The organism is Micromonospora globbae, from assembly GCF_036184225.1.
In the GTDB taxonomy this organism is placed as follows: Bacteria; Actinomycetota; Actinomycetes; order Mycobacteriales; family Micromonosporaceae; genus Micromonospora; species Micromonospora globbae.
In genome coordinates this window covers 6,090,968-6,117,135 of the sequence record NZ_CP108084.1, presented here as the reverse complement: position 1 = coordinate 6,117,135, position 26,168 = coordinate 6,090,968, and the positions used below count along the sequence as shown (strand labels likewise).

Genomic DNA, 26,168 nt, shown 5'->3' with positions numbered 1-26,168 from the left:
CCGGCCCTGGCCGGCCACGACACCTACAGGACGTGACGATGCGCGACGAGTTCCGGGCCGACCTGCACCTCGTGAGCCAGCTCCTGGTGGACATGGCCGAGGCGACCCGGTCCGCCATGCGACAGGCCACCCGGGCCCTGCTCACCGCCGACCGGCAGGCCGCCGAGACGGTCATCGAACGCGACGCCGAGATCGACGAGCTCTACCGGCACGTCGAGGAGCGGGTCTGCGACCTGCTGGCCCGGCAGTCGCCGGTGGCCTCCGACCTGCGCGCCATGATCACCGCGCTGCACGTCGCCGCCGACCTCGAACGGATGGGCGACCTGGCCGACCACGTCGCGAAGACCGCGCTGCGGCGGCACCCCTCCCCGGCCGTACCGGCCGAGCTGCGGCCGATCTTCACCGACATGGCGACGATCGCCGACCGGATGGCCGAGAAGATAGCGTCCGTGCTCGCCAAGCCCGACGCCGACATCGCCGCCGAGCTGGACCGCGACGACGACGCGATGGACGACCTGCACCGCAGCCTCTTCGGGGTGCTGCTCGGCGCCGACTGGCCGTACGGGGTGGAGACCGCCATCGACGCGACCCTGCTCGGCCGCTTCTACGAGCGCTTCGCCGACCACGCCGTCAACGCGGGCGAGCACGTCGTCTACCTCATCACCGGCGAAACGGCCGCCTCGCCCAACTGACCCGCCCGTCGTACCGGAAAGGGCCCCTCCACGCAGCGCGAGCGTTGCGTGGAGGGGCCCTTCCGCGCGTCAGCGACCCTGGTTGGCGACCGCGGCGGCGGCCTCCTTGGCGGCCTCCGGGTCCAGGTACGTCCCGCCGAGCACCTGCGGGCGCAGGTGGGGGTCCAGGTCGTACCGCAGCGGGATGCCGGTCGGGATGTTGAGCTTCGCGATCGCCTCGTCGGAGATCTGGTCGAGGTGCTTCACGAGGGCACGCAGCGAGTTGCCGTGCGCGGCCACCAGCACCGTACGGCCGGCCAGGATGTCCGGGACGATCGAGTCGTACCAGTACGGCAACATCCGCTCGACCACGTCCTTGAGGCACTCGGTACGCGGCATCAGCTCGGTGGGCAGCAGCGCGTACCGCGGGTCGCCGACCTGGGACCACTGGTCGTTGTCGTCGATCGGCGGCGGCGGGGTGTCGTACGACCGCCGCCAGAGCATGAACTGCTCCTCGCCGTACTCGTCGAGGGTCTGCTTCTTGTTCTTGCCCTGCAACGCGCCGTAGTGGCGCTCGTTGAGCCGCCAGGACCGGCGCACCGCGATCCAGTGCCGGTCCGCCCTGCCCAGCGCCAGCTCGGCGGTGCGGATGGCCCGGCGCAGCACGCTCGTGTGCACCACGTCCGGCAACAGGTTGTGTTCGCGGAGCAGCTCGCCGCCGCGCCGCGCCTCCTCCTCCCCCTTGGCGGTCAGGTCGACGTCGACCCAGCCGGTGAAGAGGTTCTTGGCGTTCCAGTCGCTCTCGCCGTGCCGCAACAGGACCAGCGTCCCGACGGTGGGCCCCTCGCTAGCAGTCATGCGGATCATCCTGCCGTACGTGGCCACGGGACATGCGGGGACCCGTCGTGACGACCACCACGTGGAAAAGCTGGTGACCGGCACTGCCGGGCGGCACTAGGTTGTAAGGCGCTCAAAAGAGATCAGTCATTACCACGGGGGGCACGGCGGATGCGGACGGTACGCGGCTGGTTCAGGGACACGGCGGGCGGACTGCCGACCCGGTTCTGGTACCTGTGGACCGGCACCCTGATCAACCGGCTCGGCTCGTTCGTGCTGGTGTTCCTCGCCATCTACCTCACCCAGGAGCGGGGCTTCTCCGCGTCCCAGGCCGGTCTCGTGATCGGGCTGTGGGGCGTCGGCGGCGCGCTCGGCACCACGGTCGGCGGCACGCTGGCCGACCGCTGGGGACGCCGACCGACGTTGCTCACCGCCCACCTCGGCGCGGCGACCATGATGCTGGCGCTGGGCCTCGCCCGGCCGCTGTGGGCGGTCGCGCTGGGCGCCCTGCTGCTCGGGGCGTTCGCCGAGGCGGCCCGCCCGGCGTTCGGCGCCATGATGATCGACGTGGTGCCGGAGAAGGACCGGCTCCGCGCCTTCTCGCTGAACTACTGGGCGATCAACCTCGGCTTCGCCTGCGCCGCCATCCTCGCCGGCTTCGCCGCGCAGGCCGGCTACCTGCTGCTGTTCGTGGTCGACGCGATCACCACCCTGGTCACCGCGGTGATCATCTTTACCCGGGTCGGCGAGACGAGGCGGGTGACCGGCCCGGTCAGCCGGGGCTCCGCGGCACCGGCGGGCGCCCTCCGGACCATCCTCTCGGACCGGATCTTCCTGGGCTTCGTGACGCTCAACCTGTTCGCCGCGCTGCTCTTCCTCCAGCACATCTCGATGCTGCCGATCGCCATGGGCGACTCGGGCCTGAGCCCCGCCACGTACGGCTCGGTCATCGCGCTCAACGGGGTGCTCATCGTGGTCGGCCAGCTCTTCGTGCCGCGACTGATCCGGGGCCGGAGCCGGTCGCACGTGCTCGCCCTGGCCACCCTGGTGACCGGCGTGGGCTTCGGGCTCACCGCGTTCGCGGAGACGGCCTGGTTCTACGGCCTGACCGTGCTGATCTGGACGCTCGGCGAGATGCTCAACTCCCCCTCCAACGCCACCCTCATCGCCGAGCTGTCCCCCGCCGAACTGCGCGGCCGCTACCAGGGCGTCTTCTCGCTCTCCTGGCAGGTGGCCGGGGCCGCCGCGCCGATCCTCGGCGGACTCGTCCGGGAGCACGCCGGCAACACGACGCTCTGGCTGGGCTGCGCCGTGGTGGGCGCCGTCATGGCGGTGGCCCACCTGATCTCCGGCCCGGCCCGCGAGCGGCGCGCCGCCGAACTGCGCCGGGTCGCGCAGCCGACCGTTCCGGCCACGGCCGTCGACGCCCCGCAGGCCGCGGAGGCCGCGGCGACCGCCCCCGCCGAGCCCGTCCGGGCCAGCTGACGGAATCCCGGCGACCGGCCCGCCGGGCGTCCGATACGGTTCTGGGCGGCAACGGTTAGGAAACTGAACTGTCTGGAGGGCGGGTGCGCGTCCTGCGGCGCTGGTGGCACGACACCGCGGGTGGACTTCCCGCCAGCTTCTGGTACCTCTGGGCGGGCATCCTGATCAACCGGGCGGGCGCGTTCGCCATGCTCTTCCTCTCGCTCTACCTCACCGACGCGCGGGGGGCCAGCGAGGCGCTCGCCGGCACGGTGGTCGGGGCGTACGGGGCCGGCGGCGCCGTGGGCGTGCTGCTCGGCGGAGTCCTGGCCGACCGGTGGGGACGGCGGGCCACCCTGCTCACCGCCCACCTGACCACCGCCGGCCTGATGGTCGCGCTGGCCCTCAGCCAGCACCTCGTGCTCATCGCCGTGCTCTCCGCGCTCGTCGGGGTGGTGCACTCGATGCCCAGTCCGGCGTTCGTGGCCGCGATCGTCGACATGGTTCCCGAGGACCGCCGGGCGCGCGCCTTCAACCTTCAGTTCTGGGCGTTCAACCTCGGAATGGCCGTCGCGTCCCTGCTGGCCGGCGTGCTGGCCGAGGCGAGCTTCCTGGCGCTGTTCCTCGTCGACGCGGGCGCCACGCTGGCCACGGCGCTCGTGATCGCCTGGAAGGTGCCCGAGACGCTGCGCCGCACCGTCGCGTCCCCACGGGCCGTCACGGCCACGCACGGCAGGCGTCGACCGGGCCTGCTCACCGCGCTCACCGACCGGATCTTCCTGACCTTCGTCGGGCTCACCTTCCTGCTGGCCGTACTGAGCATGCAGACCTCGACGATCATGCCGCTGGCGATGCGCGCCGACGGGCTCGGGCCCTCGGCGTACGGCCTGGTGGTGGCGCTGGGCGGTGCGCTCATCGTGGTCGGCCAGCTCTTCGTGCCCCGGCTCATCGAGGGGCGCCGCAAGGACCTCGTTCTCGCGGTCTCCACAGGGCTGATGGCGGTGGGGTTCGGGGCCCTCACGGTCGCCGACGCGCTGGGGGTCTACCTGGCCGCCTCCGTCGTCTGGACGGTCGGCTCGATGCTGGCCGCCCCGCCGAACGCGCAGATCAACGCCGACCTCGCGCCGCCGGAGCTGCGCGCCCGGTACCAGTCGGTCTTCTACCTGACCTTCCCCGCCGCCTCGTTCGTCGCACCCACGCTGGGCGGGGTGAGCCTCCAGTACCTGGGCGCCGCGCACTGGCTCATCGTGGGCGGGCTCGGCCTCGTGGCGGCCGCCGGCCACCTGCTGGCCGGTCCGCCGCGGGAGCGCCGGGTCGCCGCGCTGCGGCGGAAGACGGCGTACGCGGACACCGGCCCGACCCCGACCGAGGACCGCGTGCCGGCGGCGTAGACCTGCCGGCGCCCGTCGAGACCCGTCGAGGGCCGCGTCGCGCACGTCGACGCCACAACTCCCCCGACGGCCCGGCGCAGCCGAGACCACAACATCCCGGATCTTGTCGCTTCCGAGCGCGGCCGAGGCCACTAGATCCTGGATGTTGTCGACGCGGGGCGTGGCCGAGGCCACTAAATCCTGGATGTTGTCCGCTCACGGCGTGGTCGAGGCCACTAAATCCTGGATGTTGTCGCTTCCGAGCGCGGCCGAGGCCACTAAATCCTGGATGTTGTCGACGCGGGGCCCGGTGCGGCTCCCGGGTCGGACACGCAGAATGCCCACCACGCCGATGGCGGTGGTGGGCATTCTCCACGCAGGTGGGGCCGGCGGCGGCGGGCAACACTCACCCCCGTAAGCGTCGCCCGCTCGCGCCGCCGGTCCAAACAGGTGGGCACCGTCCCCCAACGGTTGAACCACCCGTCCCCTCGCGCCTCGCTTGGTGCGCGGACCTGATCGGTCCGCCGCTCCCCCGAACGTTTCCAAGCGTGGCGCGGCGCAATAAAGCTAATTCGCCCGGATTACGGTTTCAACCCAGATCGGCTGTCTCGCCGATCACAGCTGCGGGTGACGCCGCTGCTCCGGACCTCGATCTGGCCAACAGCGCATACCCGCCGGGCATTCCCGCAAACACCTCAGGCGTCCTCCCGATCCGGTGACTCCGTACGGAAGAAGTTGCTCTGCCGGCCGTCGCGCATCTGCTCCTGGTAGATGAGGTTCAGCCGGCGCAGGTCGAACGTGTGGAACCACTCGTCCCAGGTGATCTCGCGGATCCGGCTGCTCTCCCGGTAGCCCGGGATGTTGAACGTGAGCACACCGGCGCGGCCCTCCCGCTCGGTGCCCGCGATGGTGGCCGGCTTCGCGCCCCGCTCCCGGGCCCACCGCATGATCACGTCGTGGTTGCTGGTCACCAGGCTGCGGCCCGGGCGTTCGGGACGGTCGGCCAGCGACGTGATGACCTGCGACGAGCGGGACGACCGGGACGAGCTGCGTCCCGTACGCACACCGGTCGCGGCCTTCGCCGCCGTACCGCCGCCGGCGCTCTTCCGCGCGGGCGCCGTCTTCCTCGCCGCCGCCGTCTTCCGCGCCGGCGCGGTCTTCTTCACCGCCGCCGTCTTCCGCGCGGGCGCGGTCTTCCTCGCCGCCGCCGTCTTCCGCGCGGGCGCAGTCTTCCTCGCCGCCGCCGTCTTCCGCGCCGGCGCCGTCTTCTTCACCGCCGCCGTCTTCTTCACCGCCGCCGTCTTCCGCGCCGGTGTGGTCTTCTTCGCGGCCGCCGTCTTCTTCGCCGCCGCCTTCTTCGCGGGTGCGGTCTTGTTCGCCGGGGCCGCCTTGGCCCGGCCCGGTGCGGCCTTGCCCGCCCGGCCGGCGGCGGCCTTCTTCGTGGCGGACGGCCGCCCCGCCGCGCGGGTGCCGGTGGCCCGGCCGGCCGGCCCGGTCGCCTTGCGCGCCGCACCGCCGCCGCGCGCGGCCCGCATGGCGCGCACCAGTTCCTTCACCAGCTCCGGCTTGCGCAGCGCGGAGATTCCCGAGACGCCGTGCTTGCGGAGCTGGCCCCGGATGTCGTCCACCCGCATCCGGGAGATCTCCGACTCGGAGATCGGTGGGGTGTTCGGCGTCTGGTTCCCCGGCCGTTGCCTTGTCCTGGTCGCAGTCCCGCCGCGACCCGAGCTGTTCCGCTGAGCCATGAGACGCTCACGCTCCTCGACAGTTCGTCCTCGGCGCGTGTGCGGGTCCCATACCTGCCGCACCGCGCGGTGCGGCATACCCGTCAGGACGGCTCCGAACCTCCGGACGGCTCGAAGAGGTGCCGGAAGGCGGCGAGGTTCGCGGTGGATTCACCCCGCTTGATCCGCCACTCCCATTCCCGGCGGATGGAACTGCCGAAGCCGATCTCGAGCATCGTGTCGAAGGACTCGTCGGCGTACGTCAGCACGGCGCCGAGCAGGCGGTCCAGCTCCTCGGCGTCGACGCCGGCGGGATTGACCCGCCCGGTCAGGTAGACGTCGCCGACGGCGTCGATCGAGAAGGCCACGCCGTACATGCGGGCGTTGCGCTGCAGCAGCCACGCCCACAGTTCCTCGCGCCGCTCGTCGGGCTGGCGCATGACGAACGCCTCGATGCGCAGCGCGTGCTCGCCGACGATGAGGTTGCAGACGGTCTTGAGCTTGTGGGTGCCCGGCAGGGTCACGGCGTACGAGAGCGGGCCGGTCCGCTCCCAGGCCAGCTCCCGCTCGTCGCAGACCGACTCGATCAGGGCTCCGAGATCGTTCTTCCCGCTCACCGGGCCCACTCTACGGTCGTACCGGGCGCCGCACCCGTGTGCGTCCGCGCGGACGCGTCCCCGTCACCAGGAACACGAGAGGGCGGCGTCGCCGGCGAGCTGGGCCGCGAGGCGGTCGCGGTGCGCCGCCATCGCCTCGCCGTACACGTCGAGCAGGTTCGCGACCGTACGGTCCCAGGAGAAGACGCGGGCGTGCCGTTCGGCGCCCCGGCCCAGGGTCCGGCGGCGGAGCCGGTCGGGCAGCAGCCGGGCGAGCGTACGGGCCCAGTCGTCGGGGTCGTGCCCGTCGATGAGCACGCCGCTCACCTGGTCGCGTACGGCGGTGACGAGTCCGCCGACCGCGGCGGCCAGCACGGGCGTCCCGCACGCCTGCGCCTCCAGCGCGACGAGACCGAACGACTCGTTGTGGGACGGCACGGCGACGAGGTCGGCGGCCCGGTAGAGGGCCGGCAGGTCGTCACCGGTCTGCGGCGGCAGGAAGGTCACCCGGTCGAGGATGCCGAGCGAGGCGGCCAGCTCGATGAGAGCGGTGGGCCGGTCCAGCCCGCTTCCGCTCGGGCCGCCGCAGATCACGACGGTCAGCTGCTCGGCCAGTGCGGGGTTCCGGTCGCGCAGCGCGGCGGCGGCACGCACCAGCACGTCGGGGGCCTTCAGGGGCTGGATCCGGCCGACGAACGCCACCACGTACCCCCGGGCGGGCAGCCCCAGCCGGCGCCGGGCGGCGGCGACGGCCGCGTCCCGGTCCCCGGTGGGCGGGGAGAACCGGGCCAGGTCGACGCCGGGCTGGACGACGGCGACGCGATCCGGTTCGGCCGCGTACCGCTCGACGAGGTCGCGGGCCTCGGCCCGCGTGTTGGCCACGAGCCGGTCGGCCTCGGCGACCACCTGCTCCTCGCCGATCACCCGCGCCTTCGGCTCGGGCCGGTCCCCCGCGGCGAGCTGCGCGTTCTTGACCTTCGCGAGGGTGTGCGCGGTGTGCACGAGCGGTACGCCCCAGCGTTCCTTGGCCAGCCAGCCCACCTGGCCGGAGAGCCAGTAGTGGGAGTGGATCAGGTCGTAGTGGCCCGGGGGGCGGGCGGCCTCGGCCCGGAGCACCCCGGCGGTGAAGGCGCAGAGCTGACCGGGCAGCTCTTCCTTGGTGAGCCCTTCGAGCGGGCCGGCGGTGATGTGCCGGACCTGCACGCCGGGCGCCATCTCGACCACGGGCGGCAGGTCGCCGGAGGTGGCGCGGGTGAAGATCTCCACCTCGACGTTCGCCTCGGCGAGCCGGCGGGCGATCTCCAGGATGTAGACGTTCATGCCGCCCGCGTCACCCGTGCCGGGCTGGTGCAGGGGCGACGTGTGCACGGAGAGGGTGGCGATGCGCCGTGGACGCGGCCACGGCCGTGCTCCTCGCTGCCGACCGACGCCGGTGTGCAGTTCCGCCACGTCCGCTCCCCTGCTCACGGTTGATGCCGTCTCGCACGACCGGCGCTTGGGTCAACCTGTACGTCGGATGTCATCTTCCCGATCGGGCTCGGGAAATGCGCGGGGACGGCGGGTCGGCGTGACGGACCTCATGGTGAGCGCCGACACGCCCGCGCGGAGCGCCGTCGGGCGGGAGGGTCACAATGTCCGGATGACCTCTGTAGCCATCGTCACGGGTGCGTCGAGCGGGATCGGGGCGGCCACGGCCCGGCGGCTCGCCGCCGAGGGGTTCCACGTCCTCGCCGCGGCTCGGCGTACGGAGCGGTTGGCGGAGCTGGTCGCCGGGATCGAGGCCGCCGGGGGGCGGGCCACGGCGGTGGAGTGCGACGTCACGTCGGACGAGTCGGTGGCGGGGCTCGCGGCGGCGGCCGCCGCGGCGCCCGGGCCGGTCACGCTGCTCGTGAACAACGCCGGTGGCGCCCGCGGGCTGGACCCGGTGGAGTCCGGGTCGGTCGGCGACTGGCAGTGGATGTACGACGTCAACGTGCTCGGCACGCTTCGCGTCACCCAGGCGCTGCTCCCGGCGCTGGAGGCGTCCGGCGCCGGCACCATCGTGGTCGTCTCGTCGACCGCCGGGTTCACCGTCTACGAGGGCGGTGGCGGCTACACCGCGGCGAAGCACGCGCAGACGGCGGTCGCCGGCACGTTGCGGCTGGAGCTGTGCGGCCGTCCGATCCGGGTGATCGAGATCGACCCGGGCATGGTGAAGACCGAGGAGTTCAGCCTGGTGCGGTTCGGCGGCGACGCCGAGCGGGCGGCGGCCGTCTACGCGGGTGTCGCCGAGCCCCTGGTGGCCGACGACGTGGCGGACTGCATCGCCTGGTGCGCGACCCGGCCGCATCACGTCAATGTGGACCGGCTGGTGGTCCGCCCGCTCGCGCAGGCCGCGCAGCACAAGGTGCACCGGGCCGGGCAGTGAAGCGCGGGGGGTGAGCCGGGTTTGCGGGCCCTCCGGGTGGCGACGGCGTCCTCGCGGGATCCGGCGGTCACGCCGTGACCCAGCCGGGGCGGCGCCGGCCGTACGGGGTCATCACCCGGGGCACCACGAACCCCAACCGGCTGCGCCGGGTGGACAACTGGATCGTGGCCACCTGCGGTGACCTGCTGCGCTCCGCGGACGACCCGCTCGTGGTGGACCTCGGCTACGGCGCCACGCCGGTCACCGCCGTGGAGCTGCGTGCCCGCCTGGCCGCCGGCGTACGGCCCGACGTACGCCTGGTGGGCCTGGAGATCGACCCGGCGCGGGTGGCCGCCGCGGCGCCGGCCGCCGACCCGCCGGGGCTGACCTTCGCCCGGGGCGGGTTCGAGCTGGCGGGGCTGCGCCCGGTGCTGGTGCGGGCGCTCAACGTGCTGCGCCAGTACGACGAGAGCGAGGTGGCCGACGCGTGGCGGACGATGACCGCCGCGCTCGCGCCGGGCGGGGTGCTCGTGGAGGGCACCTGCGACGAGTTGGGCCGCCTCGGCGGGTGGCTGCTGATCGACGCGGACGGGCCGCGCTCGCTCACCCTGGCCGCCCGCCTCGCGACCCTGGAGAGCCCCGCCGAACTGGCCGAGCGGCTGCCCAAGGCGCTGATCCACCGCAACGTGCCCGGCGAGCGTGTGCACGACCTGGTCCGCGCCCTCGACGACGCGTGGCGGGCCGCCGCCCCGTACGTCCCCTTCGGCCCGCGGCAGCGGTGGCTGCACGCCGTACGGTCGCTGAGGGAGTCGGGGTGGCCGGTGCTCGACCGTCCGGCCCGCTGGCGTCTCGGCGAACTCACCGTCCCCTGGGCGACGGTGGCCCCGCGCTGACCCCCTCACCCCCGCGATCTTGCACTTTCAGCCCTCGACTCGCGGCTCTTGCCCCGTTTCGCCGGGGCGGAAAGTGCAAGATCGACGGGGTTAGGCCGGGGTCAGATCGCGCAGTTCACGAGGACCGGTTCCGGGTGGAGGGTGACGCCGAAGCGGGCGTGCACGCCCTCGCGGATCTGCCGGGCGAGGGCCACGAGGTCGGCCGTGCTGGCGCGCCCGCTGCGGTTGGTGAGCGCCAGCGTGTGCTTGCTGGAGATGGCGACGCCGCCAGGCCCCGGGTGTCCCTTGCCGAAGCCGGCCTTGTCGATGAGCCAGGCGGCGCTCACCTTGACCATGTCGCCGGGGCACGGCCAGGAGGGCGGCTCGCCGAGGTCGGCGGCGCGCTCCCGGAGCAGCCCGTACGCCTCCTGGTCGAGCACGGGGTTGGTGAAGAAGGAGCCGACCGAGCGGGTGTCCGGGTCCGCGTCGTCCAGCACCATGCCCTTGCCGGCGCGCAGGCGCAGCACGGCGGCCCGCGCCTCGGCCAGCGGCACCCGGTCGCCCACCTCGACGCCGAGCGCCCGGGCCAGTTCGGCGTAGCGGACCGGGCCGGAGAGCGGTGACCGGGCGAGCCGGAAGTCGACGGTGAGCACCACCCACCGGTCGCTGTACTTGAAGATGCTGCCCCGGTAGGCGAACCCGCAGTCGGCCGCGGCGATGCGGCGGGTGGTGCCCTCCACCCGGTCGTACGCCTCGACGGCGGTGATCGTCTCGGCGACCTCCTGGCCGTACGCGCCGACGTTCTGGATCGGCGTCGCGCCGGTGGAGCCGGGCACCCCGGAGAGGCACTCCAACCCGGACCAGCCGTTGGCGACGGTCGCCGCGACCAGGTCGTCCCACGGTTCGCCGGCCTCGACGCGTACGGTCACCGTGTCGGTGTCCTCGGCGACCACCCGCAGTCCCCGGGAGCGCACCAGCACCACGGTGCCGGGGAAGCCGTCGTCCCCGATCACGACGTTGCTGCCGCCCGCGAGGATCAGGACGGGCTCGTCCCGGATGCCCGCCTCGCGTACCGCTCGTACGATCTCATCGGCGCTGGTGCCCGACACGACACGGCCGGCCGGCCCGCCGGTGCGCAGGGTGGTGTAGCGGGCCAGGGAGTTCATGTCGGTCGTGTCGGCTCCGGTTGTCGGCTGGGCGTAGACGTCTGACACACCCTTCACCCTAGGCTGAGGGGTAGCCGCGGCACCCACTGGTGGCCCGGTCACCCCCGGGAGGATGGCGATGAGCAGAGTGCATGGCACGAAGGACTTCTGGATCGGTGCCCTCCGGGTGGAGGGTCCCGCCTTCGCCGCGGCGGTGGCCGAGGCTCCCCCCGAGACGCCGGTGCTCTCGTGCCCGGGCTGGAGCATCGCCGACCTGACCCTGCACCTGGGTTCCTTCTACCACTGGGTCGCCTCGTTCGCGGGCTCCGGGGCGACCAGCGCGCCGGCGGAGCGCCTGGAACGCGGCGAGCCGGCCCCCGGCGTCACGCCGTTGCAGTACTGGCAGCAGGGCTACGACAGGCTGCTCGCCCTCTTCGACGGGCTCGACCCGGAGGCGCCGGCGTGGAACTGGGCGCCGCAGCCGAAGAAGGCTGGTTTCTGGCCGCGCCGCGCGGCGCACGAGACGGCGGTGCACCGGTGGGACGCGCAGCTCGCCATCGCCGCGGGTGAGCCGGTCGAGGCGAAGCTCGCGGCCGACGGGGTGAGCGAGGTGCTCGACACGTGGCTCCCGGCGGGCCGCCGCCGTGCCCCGGGCCAGTGGCACGGCGTGGTGCAGCTCGCCGCGGTGGACGCCGCCCAGCAGTGGTACCTGCGGCTGCGCGGGGAGGGCGTGGCGCTGCTGGACACGGACACGATCCTCGACCACGACGAGCACCGCGCGCGGGCGCACGTGAGCGGCACCGCGAGCGACCTGCTGCTCGCCCTCTGGGGTCGGGTCAGCTTCGACACCCTCGACGTGACCGGCGACCGCGGCCTGCTGGACGGTCTCCGGGTCGGCTGACCGGGGCCACCGCCCCGCCGCCACATCGACGAGAGTGGCCGTCCGCACCGGGCGGCCACTCTCGTCGTACGCGTCGTGAGAGCGCTCTCTTGACATGAGGTGGATCACACCCCACTCTGTGTGAGAGCGCTCTCTCAGATATCTCCCACCCACCACCCACCCGACCTGAGAGGGGTCCGAGACGACATGGGTGCCAATCCGCGCCGCCGCCGGGCGGCCGCGGCCCTCGTGGCCGCCACCGCACTGCTCGTCACCACGGCCGCCTGCGGCGGCGGTGACGACGCCGCCGAGGACGGCCAGATCACGCTCACCGTGGACGTGTTCGGCCAGTTCGGCTACGAACAGCTCTACCAGGAGTACATGGCCGCCAACCCGGGCGTGAAGATCGTCGAGCGGGGCACCGGCGGCAACCTCGACGAGTACTCGCCGAAGCTGACGCAGTGGCTCGCCGCCGGCAAGGGCGCCGGCGACATCGTGGCCATCGAGGAGGGCCTGCTCGTCGAGTACAAGGCCAACCCCGACAACTTCGTGAACCTGCTCGACCACGGCGCCGCCGACCTCAAGGGCAACTTCCTGGAGTGGAAGTGGAATGCCGGGCTGACCGCCGACGGCAAGCACCTGATCGGCCTCGGCACCGACGTCGGCGGGATGGCCATGTGCTACCGCAAGGACCTCTTCGCGAAGGCCGGCCTCCCCACCGACCGGGAGGCCGTGTCGAAGCTGTGGCCCACCTGGCAGGACTACATCCGCGTCGGCGAGCAGTTCACCGCGAAGCGGACCGGCGCCTCGTTCCTGGACGCGGCCACCAACACGTTCAACACCATCCTGTTGCAGACCGCCGGCAACGCGCAGGGCTACAGCTACTACGACACCAGCGACAACCTCGTGGTCGACAGCAACCCCGCCGTCCGGCAGGCGTGGGACACCACCATGGACATCATCGACTCCGGCCTCTCCGGCAAGTACGCGGCGTGGTCCGAGGAGTGGGTTTCCGCCTTCAAGCAGTCGAAGTTCGCGACCATCGCCTGCCCCGCCTGGATGACCGGGGTCATCGAGGGCAACGCCGGCCCCGGCGCCAAGGGCAAGTGGGACATCGCCCGGGTGCCCGGCGACGGCGGCAACTGGGGCGGGTCGTACCTGGCCGTGCCGAAGCAGAGCAAGCACCAGGCCGAGGCGATCAAGCTGGCCACGTTCCTCACCAGCGCCCAGGGGCAGATCGGCGCGTTCAAGGCCAAGGGGCCGCTCCCCTCGTCCCCGCAGGCGCTCGACGACCCGGCGATCGTCCAGGCCACGAACGAGTACTTCTCGGCCGCGCCGGTCGGGCAGATCTTCGCCAAGGGCGCCCGGGAGCTGAAGCCCGTCTACATGGGCCCGAAGAACCAGGCCGTCCGTACCGAGGTGGAGAACGCCGTGCGGACCGTCGAGCTGGGCCAGCGCAGCCCCGAGCAGGGCTGGACCGACGCGGTGACCAACGCCAAGAAGGCCGCCGCCAAGTAGCCCGAGCGAGCGTGCGGGCGGGCACCGCGGGCCCCGCCGGGTGACCACCGGCGGGTCCCGGGGTCCCGCCCGCACACGCGGAAAGGAGTTCCCGGGCATGACGGTCCAGCTCGACGCCCGCCCGCCGGTCGCGCCCGCGCCCGGCCACCGCCGGCGGACACCGGGTGTACGGCTCAGCCGGCTCGACACCCGCTACTCGCCGTACCTCTACATCGCCCCGTTCTTCCTGCTCTTCGCGGTCTTCGGGGCCTACCCGCTGGTCTACACGTTCTGGGTCTCCCTGCACGACTGGGACCTGCTCGGCAGCGACCACCCGTTCGTCGGCGCGGACAACTACACCCGGCTGCTGGCCGACGCCGACTTCTGGCACGCGGTCGTCAACACCCTCGGCATCTTCGTCATCTCGACCGTGCCGCAACTGCTCGCCGCCCTCTGGCTGGCGAACCTGCTCAACCGCCGGCTGCGGTTCCGCACCGGCTGGCGGATGGCCGTGCTGATCCCCAACGTCACGTCGACCGCCGCGGTGGCGATCGTGTTCGGCGTCCTCTTCGGCCGCGAGTTCGGCATGGTCAACTGGCTGCTCGACCTGGTCGGGCTCGACGGGGTCGACTGGAAGTCGAACCGGGTGGCGTCCTGGGTGGCCATCTCCGCCATGGTCGACTGGCGGTGGACCGGCTACAACGCGCTGATCTTCCTGGCCGCCATGCAGGCCATCCCGCGTGACCTGTACGAGTCGGCCGCGATCGACGGCGCGAACCGCGCCCGCCAGTTCTGGTCGATCACCGTGCCGCTGCTCAAGCCGACCATCGTGTTCTGCGTCATCATCTCCACCATCGGCGGCCTCCAGCTCTTCACCGAGCCCCGCCTCTTCCACTCCGGCACCAACCCGATCCGGGGCGGGCCCCTGCGCGAGTCGCAGACCGTGACCATGTACATGTTCGAGAACGCCTTCGCGCCGCACTACAACTTCGGGTACGGCTCGGCGGTCGCCTGGCTGCTCTTCGCGCTGATCGCCGTCGTCGCGACGGTCAACGTGCTGATCATCCGGCGGCTCGGCGGGCGGATGCCGGGCGGCCGGGCGGCGAAGGGAGACTCCCGATGAGCCGGCTCTGGCGGGCCAGCCCGCTCACCTACGTGGCGCTGCTTCTCGCCACGGTCGCGTCGATCTTCCCGATCTACTGGATGTTCGTGGTGGCCAGCCGCTCCAGCGACGCCATGGGGCAGCTGCCGCCGCCGGTCACCCCGGGCGGCAACCTCGGGGCGAACATCGCGCGGCTCTTCGACAACACCGACGCGTACTTCCTGACGGGTCTGGTCAACTCGGCGATCGTGGCGGGCACGGTCACCGTCTCGGTGGTCTTCTTCTCCAGCCTCGCGGGGTTCGCGTTCGCGAAGCTGCGCTTCCGGGGCCGCAACGCGCTGCTGCTGGTGATCATCGCGACGATGATGGTGCCGACGCAGCTCGGCGTCATCCCGCTCTACCTGCTCATGACGAAGCTCAACTGGAACGACCGGCTGCCCGCCGTGATCGTCCCGGCCCTCGTCACCGGGTTCGGGGTGTTCATGATGCGGCAGTACGCGGGCCAGGCGGTCAGCGACGAACTGATCGAGGCGGCCCGGGTCGACGGCTGCGGCACCGCGCGGATCTGGTGGAACGTCGTGGTGCCGGCCCTGCGCCCCGCCGCCGCCGTCCTCGGCCTGCTCACGTTCATGACGACGTGGAACGACTTCCTGTGGCCGTACGCTGTGTTGAACGACCCGGAGAACCCGACCGTCCAGCTCTCCCTGCGGGCCCTGTCGGACGGGTACTACCAGGACATGTCGCAGGTGTTCACCGGAACGGCCCTCGCGACACTGCCCCTGCTGCTGGTCTTCGTCCTGTTCGGCCGCCAGATCATCGGCGGGATCATGGAAGGTGCGGTCAAGGCGTGAGCGAACTCCGATTTCCCGACAACTTCCTCTGGGGCGCCGCGACGGCCGCGTACCAGATCGAGGGCGCGGCCCGCGAGGACGGCCGCGGCCCGTCCATCTGGGACACCTTCAGCCGTACGCCGGGAAAGGTCCACCAGGGGCAGACCGGGGACGTCGCCTGCGACCACTACCACCGGTACGCCGAGGACGTGGCGCTCATGGCCGAGCTGGGGCTGCGGGCGTACCGCTTCTCGATCGCCTGGCCGCGCGTCCAGCCGGACGGCACCGGCCCGGTCAACCCGCGCGGCCTGGACTTCTACGACCGCCTCGTCGACGCCCTGCTGGCGAGGGGGATCGACCCGATCGTCACCCTCTACCACTGGGACCTGCCGCAGACCCTCGGCGACCGGGGCGGCTGGACGAACCGGGAGACCGCCGAGCACTTCGCCACGTACGCCACCGCGGCGTACGCGCGCCTCGGTGACCGGGTGGACGTCTGGACCACGCTGAACGAGCCGTGGTGCTCGGCGTACCTCGGCTACGGCAGCGGGGTGCACGCGCCCGGCGAGCAGGACGCGGCCGCCGCCTTCACGGCCGTGCACCACCTCCTGCTCGGCCACGGCCTGGCGGCCCGCGCGCTGCGCGCGGCCGGCGCGCGGACCGTGGGGATCACCCTCAACCCGGCCGACGTACGCCCCGCCGACGAGTCGAGCGCCGCCGACGCCGCGGCCGTCCGCCTCGTCGACGGCCTGCACAACCGGATCTTCCTGGACCCGCTGCTGGCCGGGGGTTACCCGGAGGACGTGCTGGAGCACCTGAGCCGGATCGTCGAGCCGACGTTCGTGCGGGACGGCGACGAGAAGCTCATCGCCGCGCCGATCGACCTGCTGGGGATCAACTACTACCAGCCGACGTACGTGGCCGGCCGGCCCGACGGCGGCGGGGGCGGCGGCGCGTACCCGGGCACCGACGGTGCCGTGGAGTTCCTGCCGCCGGTCGGGCCGCTCACCGACATGGGCTGGATGGTCGAGCCGGCCGGGCTGACCCGGCTGCTGGAGCGGATCGCCACCGACTACCCGGGGGTGCCGTTGCTGATCACGGAGAACGGCGCCGCGTACCCGGACAAGGCCGGCGCCGACTCGCCGGACGGCCCCGGGCAGGTCGCCGACACCGACCGGATCGCCTACCTGGAGGGGCACCTGCGCGCGGCGCACGAGGCGATCTCCCGGGGGGTGGATCTGCGGGGGTATCTCGTATGGTCGTTGCTGGACAACTTCGAGTGGGCGGAGGGCTACCGCAGGCGGTTCGGGATCGTGCACGTCGACTACCTGACCCAGCGCCGCACACCGAAGGCCAGCGCCCGGTGGTACCAGGAGGTGATCTCCCGGAACGGGCTGTGAGACGAACCGGGGGGAACGGCGCGATGACGACGGCAGGGCGGCCGACGCTCGAAGAGGTGGCCCGGCGGGCCGGGGTGTCCCGGGCCACCGTCTCCCGGGTGGTGAACGGCTCCACCACGGTCGCGGAGCCGATCCGGGAGGCGGTCCACCGGGCGGTGGCCGAGCTGGGGTACGTGCCCAACCTCGCCGCCCGCAGCCTCGTGACGCAGCGCACCGACTCGATCGCCCTGGTCATGCCCGAGGCCGCCACCCGCGTCTTCTCCGACGACCAGTTCTTCCCCGGCATCATCCGGGGCGTCAGCCAGGAGCTGGAGGCGGCCGACAAGCAGCTCGTGCTGATGCTGGCCGGCTCGCCGGCCGGTCACGAACGGGTCGCCCGCTACACCACCGGGCGGCACGTCGACGGTGTGCTCTTCGCGTCGTTGCACGCGGCCGACCCGCTGCCCGCCCGGCTCGCCCGCCTCGGCATCCCCGTGGTGTGCAGCGGCCGGCCGCTCGACGACGCCCCGCTGCCGTACGTCGACGTCGACCACGTGGGCGGTGTGAGCCGCGCCGTCCGGCACCTCCTCGACAGCGGCCGGCGGCGGATCGCCACGATCGCCGGCCCGCAGGACATGGTGGCCGGCATCGAGCGGCTGGCCGGCTACCGGGAGACGGTGGCCGCCGCCGGGCTGCCCGAGCGGGTGGCGACCGGGGACTTCACCCGGGAGTCCGGGGCGACGGCCATGAGGCAGCTCCTCGCCGAGCACCCCGACCTCGACGCCGTGTTCGTGGCCTCCGACCTGATGGCGCAGGCCGCGCTGCGTACGCTGCGGGAGGCGGGCCGCCGGGTGCCCGAGGACGTCGCGGTGATCGGCTTCGACGACACCGAGACGGCCGCGTACACCGAGCCGCCGCTCACCACCGTCCGGCAGCCGATCCAGGAGATCGGCCGGCAGATGACCCGGCAGCTGCTGCGGCTCGCGGCCGGCGAGCCCATCGAGCCGGCCGTGGTGCTCCCCACGGAGCTGATCCTGCGCGACTCCGCCTAGCACGGCGCACCGGCCGCCTTATTCGGTCGAGGCGGCACCGGAACGGCGGTAGCCTGCCGCGGGTGACCGGAGCCGTACGCCTGATTCCCGTTCCCGCCCTGTCCGACGTCGCCGAGTACGCCTACGCGGCCACCGTCGAGCCCCCGACCCGGCTGGTCTTCACCGCCGGCGCGTGCCCGCTCGACGCCGAGGGACGGACCGTGGCGCCGGGTGACCACGTCGCGCAGGCGCGGCAGGTGATGGCCAACCTGGAGGTGGCTCTCGCGGCGGCCGGCGCCGCTCTCACCGACGTGGTCAAGACCACCGTGTACGTCGCCTCGTCCCGGCAGGACGACCTGGTCGCCGTCTGGGAGGTGGTGCGGGACGCGTTCGGCGACCACGAGCCGCCCAGCACCCTGCTCGGCGTGGCCGTTCTCGGCTACGACGACCAGCTCGTGGAGGTCGAGGCGGTCGCCGCGGTGCGCGGCGATGGGTGACCCGCGACTCCGGACGGCCCGCCCCGACGACGCGCCCGCGGTGGTGGCGCTGCGCGCGGTCGTCCACCCGTACCTGGTGCGCGGGGTGGAGTCCACCCGACGGATGATCGCGCAGCCGCCAGCCGGCGAGGACTGGACGGCGTTCGTGGCCGAGGTCGACGGCCACCTCGCCGGTTGGGCGTCGGCGTACCGGAACATCCGCACCTCGGAGACCGGTGTCGGCGAGGTGTCGCTGCTGCACGTCCACCCGGAGCACCGGTGGCGCGGCATCGGCACCGCGCTGCTGGACGCCTCGCTGGACCACCTGCGGTCGCTGGGCGTACGCCGGGTCCGCGCCTGGGCGCTGCCGGACGGGCTGCCCTTCGCCCGGCGGCACGGCTTCACGCCCAGCCGGGAGGTGCGCTACTCGGCGCTCGACCTGCGTCCGGCCCCGCCGGCGCCGGCGACGCCGCCCGGCGTACGGCTGCGGCCGGTGGCCGACGTGGACCCGCGGCGGATGTACCGCGCCGAGGTCACGGCCGCGGCCGACGAGCCGGGCGACGTGCCCTCCGACGCGGTGAGCTACGACGTCTGGCGCCACGACGTCTGGGAGAACGTCGGCCTGGACCGGGCGGCCAGCACCGCCGCCGAGGTGGACGGCGAGATCGTGGTGTTCAGCCTCGTCATCCGCGACGGCGACCGCATGTGGTCGGACATGACGGCGACGGTCCCGCAGTACCGGGGGCGGGGGCTGGCCCGGCTGGTGAAGGCGACCGCGCTGCGGCGGGCCGCCGAGTTGGGCGTCCGGGTCGCGTACACCTCGAACGACGAGGGGAACGCGCCGATGCTGGCCGTCAACACCCGGCTCGGCTACCGGCCGGTGGCCGCCCAGTGGTCGTGCCTGCGCGAGCTGAGCTGACCGGCGGGGCTCAGGCCGACGCGGCGACCCGCTCGGCCGTGGCGTACGTGCCGGCGCCGAAGAGCACGAGCCGGGACTCGGTGACCCGCGCGGGCGTGGCCGCGCGCAGCACGGTCAGCGCCTGGCGTACGGCGTCCTCTACGGGCCAGCCGTAGACGCCCGCCGAGACGAGCGGGAAGGCGACGGTGGTGGCGCCCAGCTCGTCGGCGATCCGGAGGCTGGTGGCGTAGCAGTCGCGCAGCAGCGCCGAGCGGTCCTCGGTCGCCGACCAGACCGGCCCGACGGTGTGGATCACCCAGCGGGCCGGGAGCCGCCCCGCCGTGGTGGCGACCGCCTGCCCGGTGGGCAGCCCCTTCCCGTAGCGGGAGGCGCGCAGGGCGCGGCACTCCGCCAGGATCTCCGGTCCGCCGGCGCGGTGGATCGCGCCGTCCACGCCACCGCCGCCCAGCAGGGACGATTTGGCGGCGTTGACGATCGCGTCGACCCGCTGGGTCGTGATGTCGCCCTCCACCAGCGTGATCTCCACGTCAGCCCTCCTCGATGGACTGGCCGAGCGTGCGCCGGGCCAGCAGGGTGGCGCCGGCCACGGCGGCCGGCATGACGAGCACGGCGCCCAGCGGGACGAGGAAGCAGAGGAAGACGGCCACCCCGAAGCCGAGCGCCGTGGGCCGGTCCGCCTTCAGCAGCTCCCGCCGCTCCGGCAGCCGCATCCCCCGCCGGTAGAAGGGTGCGCCGACGAGTTCCACGGCGAGGAACCATCCGCCCACCGCCGCGCCGATCACCGGCACGACGATCTGGCCGACCACCGGGATGAAGCCGGCGAGGAAGAGCGGGATGCCGACCAGCGCGGAGAGCGCCACCAGGCGTACGGAGTCGGCGAGGCTGCGGCGCAGCGACGACCAGAACGGGACGTCCACCGCGCCCGGGGTGCCGCCGAGCCGCTCCTCCACGCGCTCCGAGATCGCCTCGTAGAACGGGTCCCCGATCACCAGGGTGACGGCCGTGAACGTGAGCACGCCGAGCAGCCCGCCGAGGCCCAGGATCGCCAGCCCCGCCACCACCCGGACGACGGTGCGCCAGGTCGCCGACCAGTCGTCGGCGAACGGGGTGACCAGCGCCGCCAGGTCGTCGACGAACCATGCCAGGACGACGAACGCGGTGAGGAAGAGCGCGCCGGAGATGAGCGCCGGCACGATGCCGAGCAGCATCAGCTTCGGGCTGCGCACGTACAGGCCGATGCCCCGCAGAAGCAGCCCGGCGCCCGCGAAGAAGCGGCCGGCGGCTCCGGTCACCGGGCGGGCCACGCTGGTCACGTCCACGCCGGGAAGCCTAGTGGCTGCCCGCACATCCACCGGTTGGTGGATCGCGGAGGTCCACCGGAGCCCCCTCGACCCGTCGCCGCGCGGTCGATCCGCCGCCGGCCCGTCGCCACCAGGCTGGACAGGTACCACCGGGACGGCGAGAGGGCGGCGCGATGCGGGTCATCGAGGTGACCAACCTGCACAAGCGGTACGGCGATCTGGTGGCCGTGGACGACGTGTCGTTCGCGGTGGAGGCCGGAGAGATCTTCGGGATCCTCGGCCCGAACGGCGCCGGCAAGACCACCACGGTGGAGTGCGTCGCCGGGCTGCGGGTGCCCGACGGGGGCGCGGTGTCGGTCCTCGGACTCGACCCGCGGCGGGACCCGCGCCGGCTTCGCGAGCGGGTGGGCGTGCAGCTCCAGGAGAGCCAGCTGCCCGACCGGCTGCGGGTCGGCGAGGCGCTGGAGCTGTACGCCTCGTTCTACCGCGAGCCGGCCGACCCGGCCGAACTGATCGACAGGCTGGGGCTGGGCGACAAGCGGAAGACCGCGTACAAGAACCTCTCCGGCGGCCAGAAGCAGCGGCTGTCCGTGGCGCTGGCGCTGGTCGGCAACCCGGAGGTCGCCATCCTGGACGAACTGACCACCGGGCTGGACCCGCAGGCCCGGCGGGACACCTGGGCCCTCATCGAGCAGGTACGGGACACCGGGGTGACGATCGTGCTGGTCACCCACTTCATGGAGGAGGCCGAACGGCTCTGCGACCGGGTCGCCGTCATCGACCGTGGCCGGGTCGTGGCGCTCGACAGCCCGGCCGGCCTGGTGTCGCGGGTGGCGCCGGAGCAGCGGATCCGTTTCCGGCCGTCCGCCCCGCTGGACGACCGGCTCCTCACCGAGCTGCCCGAGGTGACCGCCGTGCACCGCAGCGGCAGCCAGGTGGTGGTGACCGGCACCGGTGACGTGCTGCACGCCGTCACGTCGGTGCTCGCCCGCAACCAGATCGTGGCCGCCGAGTTGCGGCTGGAGCAGTCCACCCTCGACGACGCCTTCGTCGAGCTGACCGGGCACCGGCCCGCCGAGTGAGGGAGAACGGCATGCACGCCTTCGGGCAGATCCTCAGGATCGAGACCAGGCTCTTCCTGCGGGACCCCGCCGCACCGCTGACGACCGTCGCGTTGCCGCTCGCGCTGCTGGTGGTGTTCGGGCTGATCCCGGCCGGGCGGCAGCCGGAGGCGCAGTTCGGCGACCTGCCCTTCATCCAGTACTTCGCGCCCTCGCTCCTGGTGATCACGCTCGCCATGACCGGGGTGAACATCCTGCCGACGGTGCTGGCCACCTACCGCGAACGCGGGGTGCTGCGTCGGTTGTCCACCACCCCGGCCAGCCCGGTCGCGCTGCTCGCCGCCCAACTGGTCATCTCGCTCGCCACCATCCTGGTCAGCGCCGTGCTGCTCGTCGCGGTCGGGCGGCTGGCCTTCGACGTGCCCCTGCCCCGGCACCTCCTGGGCTTCGCGCTGGCCCTCGTCCTCGGCACCGCGGCCCTGCTCGCGCTGGGGCTGCTGGTGGCGGCCGTGGCGCCCACGACGAAGGCGGCGCAGGCGCTGGCCGTGCCGCTGTTCCTGGTGGTCATGTTCTTCGGCGGGGTCTACGTGCCCCGGTTCCTCCTGCCCGACCTGCTGGTCCGGATCGGTGGCTACACGCCACCCGGCGTGCAGGCGCTGCTCGACGCCTGGACCGCCGATGCGCCGCAGCCGCTGCACCTCGCGATAATGGCGGCGGTCGCCGTGGTGGCGGGCGCGGTGGCGGCGAGGCTGTTCCGCTGGGAGTGAGCGGGGGTCCGATGACGAGCAGCGCCGAGGAGGTCGACCGGCTGGCCACCTGGGAGGACCGCCAGGTGGGCATCCACCGGGTGGTGCCGTACGTGGGGCTGGCCGTCGGCGCGCTGCTCACGACGGCCGCGCCGGCGCCGGTGGGCCTCTCGCTGGCCCCGCACCTGCTCGTGGCCGCGGCCGCGGCGTGCTGGATCACCTGGTTCGTCACCCTGCACCCCGGTTGGGCCACGCGGACCGGACTGATGACCTTCTACTACGTCGGTCTCATCGGGTTCGGCACGGTGCTGGTCCTCGACAGCCCGTGGTACGGCTTCTTCGCCTGGGCCGGTTTCCTGCACGCGTTCGTGCTGCCCGGCAACTGGCGCTTCGCCGGGGTGGGCGCCTCGGCCGTCCTGGCGGCCACCGCCCAGGGCGGCGGCCCGCCGGCGTCCCTGGCGCACTGGCTGCTCTGGTTCGTGCTGCTGGCCTTCAACCTGGGCGTGGCCGGCGCGGTGACCTGGTTCGGCACCGTCGCCGACCGGCAGCACGCCAACCGGAAGCGGCTCGTCGAGGAACTGGCCGAGGCGAACCGGCGGCTGGCCGAGACGATGCGGGAGAACGAGGGGCTGCACGCCCAACTGCTCACGCAGGCCCGCGAGGCCGGCGTCATCGACGAGCGGCAGCGGATGGCCCGGGAGATCCACGACACGCTGGCGCAGGGCCTCACCGGCATCATCACCCAACTGGAGGCGGCCGGCCAGGCCCGGGACCGCCGGGCCGACTGGCAGCGCCACGTGGACACCGCCATCGCCCTGGCCCGCGAGAGCCTCACCGAGGCACGCCGCTCGGTGCGGGCGGTCCGCCCCGAGGCGCTGGAGTCCGCCCGCCTGCCCGACGCGCTCGCCGAGCTGGCCGGGCGGTGGTCGACGATCACCGAGGTACGCGCCGACGTGAGCGTCACCGGGGACGCCCGCCCGCTGCACCCGGAGGTCGAGGTGACCCTGCTCCGGGCCGCCCAGGAGGCGCTGGCCAACGTGGGCCGGCACGCCCGGGCGTCCCGCGTCGGGCTGACGCTGTCGTACATGGAGGACGTGGTCACCCTCGACGTGCGCGACGACGGGGTGGGGTTCGACGTCACCGGCCAGCCGGCCTCCCGGGCCCCCGACGGCGGGTACGGGTTGACCGCGATGCGGCAGCGGGTGGCCGGCGTCGGCGGTGAACTGGCCATCGAGAGTGAGCCGGGCGGTGGCACCGCCGTCTCGGCGTCCGTGCCCGCGCTTGCCGGAGGTGCCGGTTGACCACACCCCCCGTACGGCTGCTGATCGTCGACGACCACCCGGTGGTGCGGGACGGGTTGCGGGGCATGTTCACCGGCGATCCGGGCTTCGAGGTGGTCGGCGAGGCCGGCGACGGCGCGGAGGCGCTCGCGCTCGCCGCCAACCTCCACCCGGACGTCGTCCTCATGGACCTGCGGATGCCGGGCATGGACGGGGTCACGGCCATCGGTCGGCTCGCCCGCTCCGGCAGCACCGCGCGGGTGCTCGTGCTCACCACGTACGACACGGACGGCGACGTGCTGCCCGCGATCGAGGCGGGCGCGACCGGCTACCTGCTCAAGGACGCGCCGCGCGACGAGCTTGTCCGCGCCGTACGCGCCGCGGCACGGGGCGAGTCCGTGCTCTCCCCCAGCGTGGCCGGCCGGCTCATGGGGCGGCTGCGTACGCCCGCCGAGGAACCGCTCAGCCAGCGTGAGCTGGAGGTGCTCACCCTCGTGGCCCGCGGCTTCACGAACCGGGAGGCGGCGGTCCGGCTGTTCATCAGCGAGGCGACGGTCAAGACGCACCTGCTGCACGTGTACGCCAAGCTCGGGGTCAACGACCGGGCGGCGGCGGTGGCCGCCGCGTACGACCGGGGTCTGCTCACCCCCGGCGGGCGGTGAGCGGCTCCGGGGCAGGATGGACCGGTGCGGGCGTCCCGGTTGATCTCGTTGTTGCTGCTGCTCCAGTCACGGGAGACGATGACGGCCGCCGAGCTGGCCCGCGAGCTGGAGGTCTCGGAGCGGACCATCTACCGGGACGTGCTGGCGCTCTCCGCGGCGGGCGTGCCCGTCTACGCCGACCGGGGCCGGGCCGGCGGTTACCGCCTCCTGGGCGGCTACCGGACCCGGCTGACCGGGCTGACCCGGGACGAGGCGGAGGCGCTCTTCCTCGCCGGGCTGCCCGGGCCGGCCGGCGACATGGGCCTGGCCGACGCGGTCGCGTCCGCCGAGCTGAAGGTGCTCGCCGCGCTCCCGCCCAGCCTGCGTGACGCGCCGGCCCGCACGGGACAGCGGTTCCACCTGGACGTGCCGGGCTGGTTCCGGGAGGCGGGGCCGCCACCCTGGCTCGCCGAGCTGGCCGGCGCGGGGTGGCGGGACCGGACTGTGCGGATGCGCTACCGCCGCGGCGACCGGGAGGTGACGCGGGAGCTGGCCCCGTACGGCCTCGTGCTCAAGAGCGGCACCTGGTACCTGGTCGGCCGGGTCGGCGACGGGTACCGGACGTACCGGGTGGACCGGGTCGCCGGCGTCGAGGTGGGCGAGGAGACGTTCGACCGGGACGACGGCTTCGACCTGGCCGCGTACTGGCGGGGGCAGGCCGGGGAGTTCCTGCGGAGCATGCTCCGGGCCCGGGTCACGCTGCGGCTGAGCGCCGCCGGCCTGCGCCGGCTCCGCCACCTCGTCGACGCTCCCTTCGTGTACGACGAGGCCGTGGCCGCCGCCGACGGACCCGACGCGCAGGGCCGGGTGGTGCTGCGCCTGCCCGTCGAGTCCGTCGAGGTGGCGTACGCCCAACTGCTCACGCTGGGCCCCGAGGTGGAGGTGCTCGACCCACCGGAGCTGCGGGAGCTGATGGCGTCCGCCGCGGCGCGCACCGCGGCGCTCTACGCCTCGTCCGACCCGGTCAGCGGTAGCCGGTGACGTCGGCCGGCTTCCCCCGGTCCTGCACCTCCACGATGTACCGCCACGCGTCCGGCTGGCTCCCGTCGAGGTCCGTGAAGCCGTACACCTTCGCGAGCTCCCCGCTGGAGACCGACTTCCCCGACCAGCGTCCCCGGTCCTCGTCGGCGGCCAGGGCCGCGACCGCCCGGCCGACGTAGGCCGGCGACTCGGAGATGGCGAAGTGCGGCTCCTTGTCGAGCGCGTCCCGCCAGTTCTCCTCGGTCACCCCGAAGATCTCCAGCATGATCTCCGACCGCAGCCAGCCGGGGCTGAGGGCGACGGCCGTGCAGCCGTACGGCTCCAGCTCCTTCGCCTGGCTGAACGCGAGCCGGTTCACCGACACCTTCGCCAGGTCGTAGAAGAGCGACAGCCGGTAGTTGTGGTCGTTGTACGCCGTCGTGCCGTCGCCGATCTCGACGACCAGCCCGCCGGGACGCCGGGTCAGCAGCGGCAGGGCGAAGTGGCTGGTGATGATGTGCGTGTCGACGGCCAGCCGCAGCGTACGCAGGCCGGCCTCCAGGGGCTGGCGCCAGACCGGCTCGTTCCAGGTGACCAGCGACTCGGCACCCCAGATGTCGTTGACCAGCACGTCCAGCCGGCCCTGCTCGGCGTCGATGCGCGCGACGAGGTCGCGGACCTGCTCGGGGACGAGGTGGTCGACCACGACGGGGATGCCCTCGCCGCCGGCCGCGGTGACCAGCTCGGCGGTCTCCTCGATGGTCTCCGGCCGGTCCATCTCCGAGCGGCTGGCGCGGCTGCTGCGGCCGGTGGCGTAGACGGTCGCACCGGCCGCGCCGAGCTGGACGGCTATCTGTCGGCCCGCGCCACGGGTCGCGCCGGCCACGAGGGCGATCTTTCCTGTCAGCGGTTTCGTCATGCCCCGAGGCTGTCACCGATA

The 26,168-nt window shown here is 73.3% G+C and carries 26 protein-coding genes; 18 read left to right on the top strand and 8 right to left on the bottom strand.

Going from position 1 to position 26,168, the window contains the following annotated elements; translation table 11 throughout:
• The first annotated feature begins 38 nt into the window (after nt 1-38).
• The gene (phoU, locus tag OG994_RS27930) at nt 39-692 is read left to right on the top strand and encodes a phosphate signaling complex protein PhoU (protein ID WP_120329680.1); all 654 of its coding nucleotides are present in this window, start codon (nt 39-41) and stop codon (nt 690-692) included.
• Nucleotides 693-761: 69 nt separating this feature from the next.
• Here the strand turns inward: phoU and OG994_RS27925 are convergent, their stop codons facing one another.
• The gene (locus OG994_RS27925; protein WP_120329679.1) at nt 762-1,529 is read right to left on the bottom strand and encodes a phosphoglyceromutase; all 768 of its coding nucleotides are present in this window, start codon (nt 1,527-1,529) and stop codon (nt 762-764) included.
• Between the two features lie 150 nt (nt 1,530-1,679).
• Between OG994_RS27925 and OG994_RS27920 the strand changes: the two genes are divergently transcribed.
• Nucleotides 1,680-2,993 (top strand): MDR family MFS transporter, encoded by a 1,314-nt coding sequence (locus OG994_RS27920; RefSeq protein ID WP_120329678.1) that lies wholly within the window; start codon nt 1,680-1,682, stop codon nt 2,991-2,993.
• Between the two features lie 83 nt (nt 2,994-3,076).
• Nucleotides 3,077-4,363: an MDR family MFS transporter gene (locus OG994_RS27915; RefSeq protein ID WP_328851489.1), complete on the top strand. Its 1,287-nt coding sequence runs from the start codon at nt 3,077-3,079 to the stop codon at nt 4,361-4,363.
• Between the two features lie 674 nt (nt 4,364-5,037).
• On the opposite strand, the gene OG994_RS27910 is transcribed toward OG994_RS27915, so the two are convergent.
• The 3 genes from OG994_RS27910 to mshA all read right to left on the bottom strand — a co-directional run bounded on the left by OG994_RS27910 (nt 5,038) and on the right by mshA (nt 8,111).
• The gene (locus OG994_RS27910) at nt 5,038-5,976 is read right to left on the bottom strand and encodes a hypothetical protein (RefSeq protein WP_407942551.1); all 939 of its coding nucleotides are present in this window, start codon (nt 5,974-5,976) and stop codon (nt 5,038-5,040) included.
• 194 nt (nt 5,977-6,170) lie between these two features.
• A complete protein-coding gene (locus OG994_RS27900) occupies nt 6,171-6,683 on the bottom strand; it encodes a type III secretion system chaperone family protein (RefSeq protein WP_120329754.1) in 513 nt (170 codons plus the stop codon).
• Between the two features lie 63 nt (nt 6,684-6,746).
• Nucleotides 6,747-8,111: a D-inositol-3-phosphate glycosyltransferase gene (gene mshA, locus OG994_RS27895; protein ID WP_120329675.1), complete on the bottom strand. Its 1,365-nt coding sequence runs from the start codon at nt 8,109-8,111 to the stop codon at nt 6,747-6,749.
• 190 nt (nt 8,112-8,301) lie between these two features.
• Here mshA and OG994_RS27890 point away from each other — a divergent pair, with 190 nt between their 5' ends.
• On the top strand, nt 8,302-9,069 hold the full coding sequence (locus OG994_RS27890) for an SDR family NAD(P)-dependent oxidoreductase (RefSeq protein WP_120329753.1): 768 nt from the start codon (nt 8,302-8,304) through the stop codon (nt 9,067-9,069).
• 74 nt (nt 9,070-9,143) lie between these two features.
• Nucleotides 9,144-9,941: a class I SAM-dependent methyltransferase gene (locus OG994_RS27885; RefSeq protein ID WP_328851487.1), complete on the top strand. Its 798-nt coding sequence runs from the start codon at nt 9,144-9,146 to the stop codon at nt 9,939-9,941.
• Nucleotides 9,942-10,042: 101 nt separating this feature from the next.
• Here OG994_RS27885 and OG994_RS27880 read toward each other — a convergent pair whose 3' ends face one another.
• A complete protein-coding gene (locus OG994_RS27880) occupies nt 10,043-11,134 on the bottom strand; it encodes a UDP-N-acetylmuramate dehydrogenase (RefSeq protein WP_120329673.1) in 1,092 nt (363 codons plus the stop codon).
• Nucleotides 11,135-11,204: 70 nt separating this feature from the next.
• Between OG994_RS27880 and OG994_RS27875 the strand changes: the two genes are divergently transcribed.
• The 8 genes from OG994_RS27875 (at nt 11,205) to OG994_RS27840 (ending at nt 19,179) form a co-directional block, all read left to right on the top strand.
• Nucleotides 11,205-11,966, top strand: coding sequence for a maleylpyruvate isomerase family mycothiol-dependent enzyme (locus OG994_RS27875; protein WP_328851486.1), 762 nt, complete (start codon nt 11,205-11,207; stop codon nt 11,964-11,966).
• 186 nt (nt 11,967-12,152) lie between these two features.
• Entirely contained in the window at nt 12,153-13,463 is a 1,311-nt protein-coding gene (locus OG994_RS27870) for an ABC transporter substrate-binding protein (RefSeq protein ID WP_328851485.1), read from the top strand.
• A gap of 97 nt (nt 13,464-13,560) precedes the next feature.
• Entirely contained in the window at nt 13,561-14,565 is a 1,005-nt protein-coding gene (locus tag OG994_RS27865) for a carbohydrate ABC transporter permease (protein ID WP_120329670.1), read from the top strand.
• Nucleotides 14,562-15,395 carry a carbohydrate ABC transporter permease gene (locus OG994_RS27860; protein WP_120329669.1) on the top strand — a complete coding sequence of 278 codons (834 nt, stop codon included), beginning with the start codon at nt 14,562-14,564 and terminating at the stop codon, nt 15,393-15,395. The genes OG994_RS27865 and OG994_RS27860 overlap by 4 nt, the downstream gene beginning before the upstream one ends.
• On the top strand, nt 15,392-16,774 hold the full coding sequence (locus tag OG994_RS27855; RefSeq protein ID WP_328851484.1) for a GH1 family beta-glucosidase: 1,383 nt from the start codon (nt 15,392-15,394) through the stop codon (nt 16,772-16,774). Before OG994_RS27860 ends, OG994_RS27855 begins: the two co-directional genes overlap by 4 nt.
• 23 nt (nt 16,775-16,797) lie before the next feature.
• On the top strand, nt 16,798-17,805 hold the full coding sequence (locus tag OG994_RS27850) for a LacI family DNA-binding transcriptional regulator (RefSeq protein ID WP_120329667.1): 1,008 nt from the start codon (nt 16,798-16,800) through the stop codon (nt 17,803-17,805).
• Nucleotides 17,806-17,867: 62 nt separating this feature from the next.
• Nucleotides 17,868-18,281 (top strand): RidA family protein, encoded by a 414-nt coding sequence (locus OG994_RS27845; RefSeq protein ID WP_120329666.1) that lies wholly within the window; start codon nt 17,868-17,870, stop codon nt 18,279-18,281.
• A complete protein-coding gene (locus tag OG994_RS27840; protein ID WP_328851483.1) occupies nt 18,274-19,179 on the top strand; it encodes a GNAT family N-acetyltransferase in 906 nt (301 codons plus the stop codon). The genes OG994_RS27845 and OG994_RS27840 overlap by 8 nt, the downstream gene beginning before the upstream one ends.
• Before the next feature lie 10 nt (nt 19,180-19,189).
• On the opposite strand, the gene OG994_RS27835 is transcribed toward OG994_RS27840, so the two are convergent.
• Nucleotides 19,190-19,705 carry an O-acetyl-ADP-ribose deacetylase gene (locus OG994_RS27835; RefSeq protein WP_328851482.1) on the bottom strand — a complete coding sequence of 172 codons (516 nt, stop codon included), beginning with the start codon at nt 19,703-19,705 and terminating at the stop codon, nt 19,190-19,192.
• Nucleotide 19,706: 1 nt separating this feature from the next.
• The gene (locus OG994_RS27830) at nt 19,707-20,498 is read right to left on the bottom strand and encodes an EI24 domain-containing protein (RefSeq protein WP_120329663.1); all 792 of its coding nucleotides are present in this window, start codon (nt 20,496-20,498) and stop codon (nt 19,707-19,709) included.
• Nucleotides 20,499-20,653: 155 nt separating this feature from the next.
• Here OG994_RS27830 and OG994_RS27825 point away from each other — a divergent pair, with 155 nt between their 5' ends.
• From OG994_RS27825 to OG994_RS27805, 5 genes are read left to right on the top strand one after another with little or no spacing between them, the layout of a single operon-like run.
• Nucleotides 20,654-21,562 carry an ABC transporter ATP-binding protein gene (locus tag OG994_RS27825; protein ID WP_120329662.1) on the top strand — a complete coding sequence of 303 codons (909 nt, stop codon included), beginning with the start codon at nt 20,654-20,656 and terminating at the stop codon, nt 21,560-21,562.
• An 11-nt stretch (nt 21,563-21,573) separates the two neighbouring features.
• A complete protein-coding gene (locus tag OG994_RS27820) occupies nt 21,574-22,308 on the top strand; it encodes an ABC transporter permease (protein WP_120329661.1) in 735 nt (244 codons plus the stop codon).
• A gap of 11 nt (nt 22,309-22,319) precedes the next feature.
• Nucleotides 22,320-23,588 (top strand): sensor histidine kinase, encoded by a 1,269-nt coding sequence (locus OG994_RS27815; RefSeq protein ID WP_328851481.1) that lies wholly within the window; start codon nt 22,320-22,322, stop codon nt 23,586-23,588.
• The gene (locus OG994_RS27810; RefSeq protein ID WP_328851480.1) at nt 23,585-24,229 is read left to right on the top strand and encodes a response regulator transcription factor; all 645 of its coding nucleotides are present in this window, start codon (nt 23,585-23,587) and stop codon (nt 24,227-24,229) included. The genes OG994_RS27815 and OG994_RS27810 overlap by 4 nt, the downstream gene beginning before the upstream one ends.
• Before the next feature lie 24 nt (nt 24,230-24,253).
• Nucleotides 24,254-25,249 (top strand): helix-turn-helix transcriptional regulator, encoded by a 996-nt coding sequence (locus OG994_RS27805; protein ID WP_328851479.1) that lies wholly within the window; start codon nt 24,254-24,256, stop codon nt 25,247-25,249.
• Here OG994_RS27805 and OG994_RS27800 read toward each other — a convergent pair.
• Nucleotides 25,233-26,147, bottom strand: a complete 915-nt coding sequence (locus OG994_RS27800) for an SDR family oxidoreductase (protein WP_120329657.1) — start codon at nt 26,145-26,147, stop codon at nt 25,233-25,235. The genes OG994_RS27805 and OG994_RS27800 overlap by 17 nt on opposite strands.
• Nucleotides 26,148-26,168: the final 21 nt, after the last annotated feature.

Bases quoted from the DNA above. Each gene is read 5' to 3' on its own strand.
- OG994_RS27825 (WP_120329662.1), top strand. From the start codon at position 20,654: ATGCGGGTCATCGAGGTGACCAACCTGCACAAGCGGTACGGCGATCTG.
- OG994_RS27890 (WP_120329753.1), top strand. From the start codon at position 8,302: ATGACCTCTGTAGCCATCGTCACGGGTGCGTCGAGCGGGATCGGGGCG.
- OG994_RS27860 (WP_120329669.1), top strand. From the start codon at position 14,562: ATGAGCCGGCTCTGGCGGGCCAGCCCGCTCACCTACGTGGCGCTGCTT.
- phoU (WP_120329680.1), top strand. From the start codon at position 39: ATGCGCGACGAGTTCCGGGCCGACCTGCACCTCGTGAGCCAGCTCCTG.
- OG994_RS27870 (WP_328851485.1), top strand. From the start codon at position 12,153: ATGGGTGCCAATCCGCGCCGCCGCCGGGCGGCCGCGGCCCTCGTGGCC.
- OG994_RS27815 (WP_328851481.1), top strand. From the start codon at position 22,320: ATGACGAGCAGCGCCGAGGAGGTCGACCGGCTGGCCACCTGGGAGGAC.
- OG994_RS27820 (WP_120329661.1), top strand. From the start codon at position 21,574: ATGCACGCCTTCGGGCAGATCCTCAGGATCGAGACCAGGCTCTTCCTG.
- OG994_RS27875 (WP_328851486.1), top strand. From the start codon at position 11,205: ATGAGCAGAGTGCATGGCACGAAGGACTTCTGGATCGGTGCCCTCCGG.
- OG994_RS27800 (WP_120329657.1), bottom strand. From the start codon at position 26,147: ATGACGAAACCGCTGACAGGAAAGATCGCCCTCGTGGCCGGCGCGACC.
- OG994_RS27925 (WP_120329679.1), bottom strand. From the start codon at position 1,529: ATGACTGCTAGCGAGGGGCCCACCGTCGGGACGCTGGTCCTGTTGCGG.
- OG994_RS27865 (WP_120329670.1), top strand. From the start codon at position 13,561: ATGACGGTCCAGCTCGACGCCCGCCCGCCGGTCGCGCCCGCGCCCGGC.
- OG994_RS27920 (WP_120329678.1), top strand. From the start codon at position 1,680: ATGCGGACGGTACGCGGCTGGTTCAGGGACACGGCGGGCGGACTGCCG.
- OG994_RS27840 (WP_328851483.1), top strand. From the start codon at position 18,274: ATGGGTGACCCGCGACTCCGGACGGCCCGCCCCGACGACGCGCCCGCG.
- OG994_RS27910 (WP_407942551.1), bottom strand. From the start codon at position 5,976: ATGCGGGTGGACGACATCCGGGGCCAGCTCCGCAAGCACGGCGTCTCG.
- OG994_RS27850 (WP_120329667.1), top strand. From the start codon at position 16,798: ATGACGACGGCAGGGCGGCCGACGCTCGAAGAGGTGGCCCGGCGGGCC.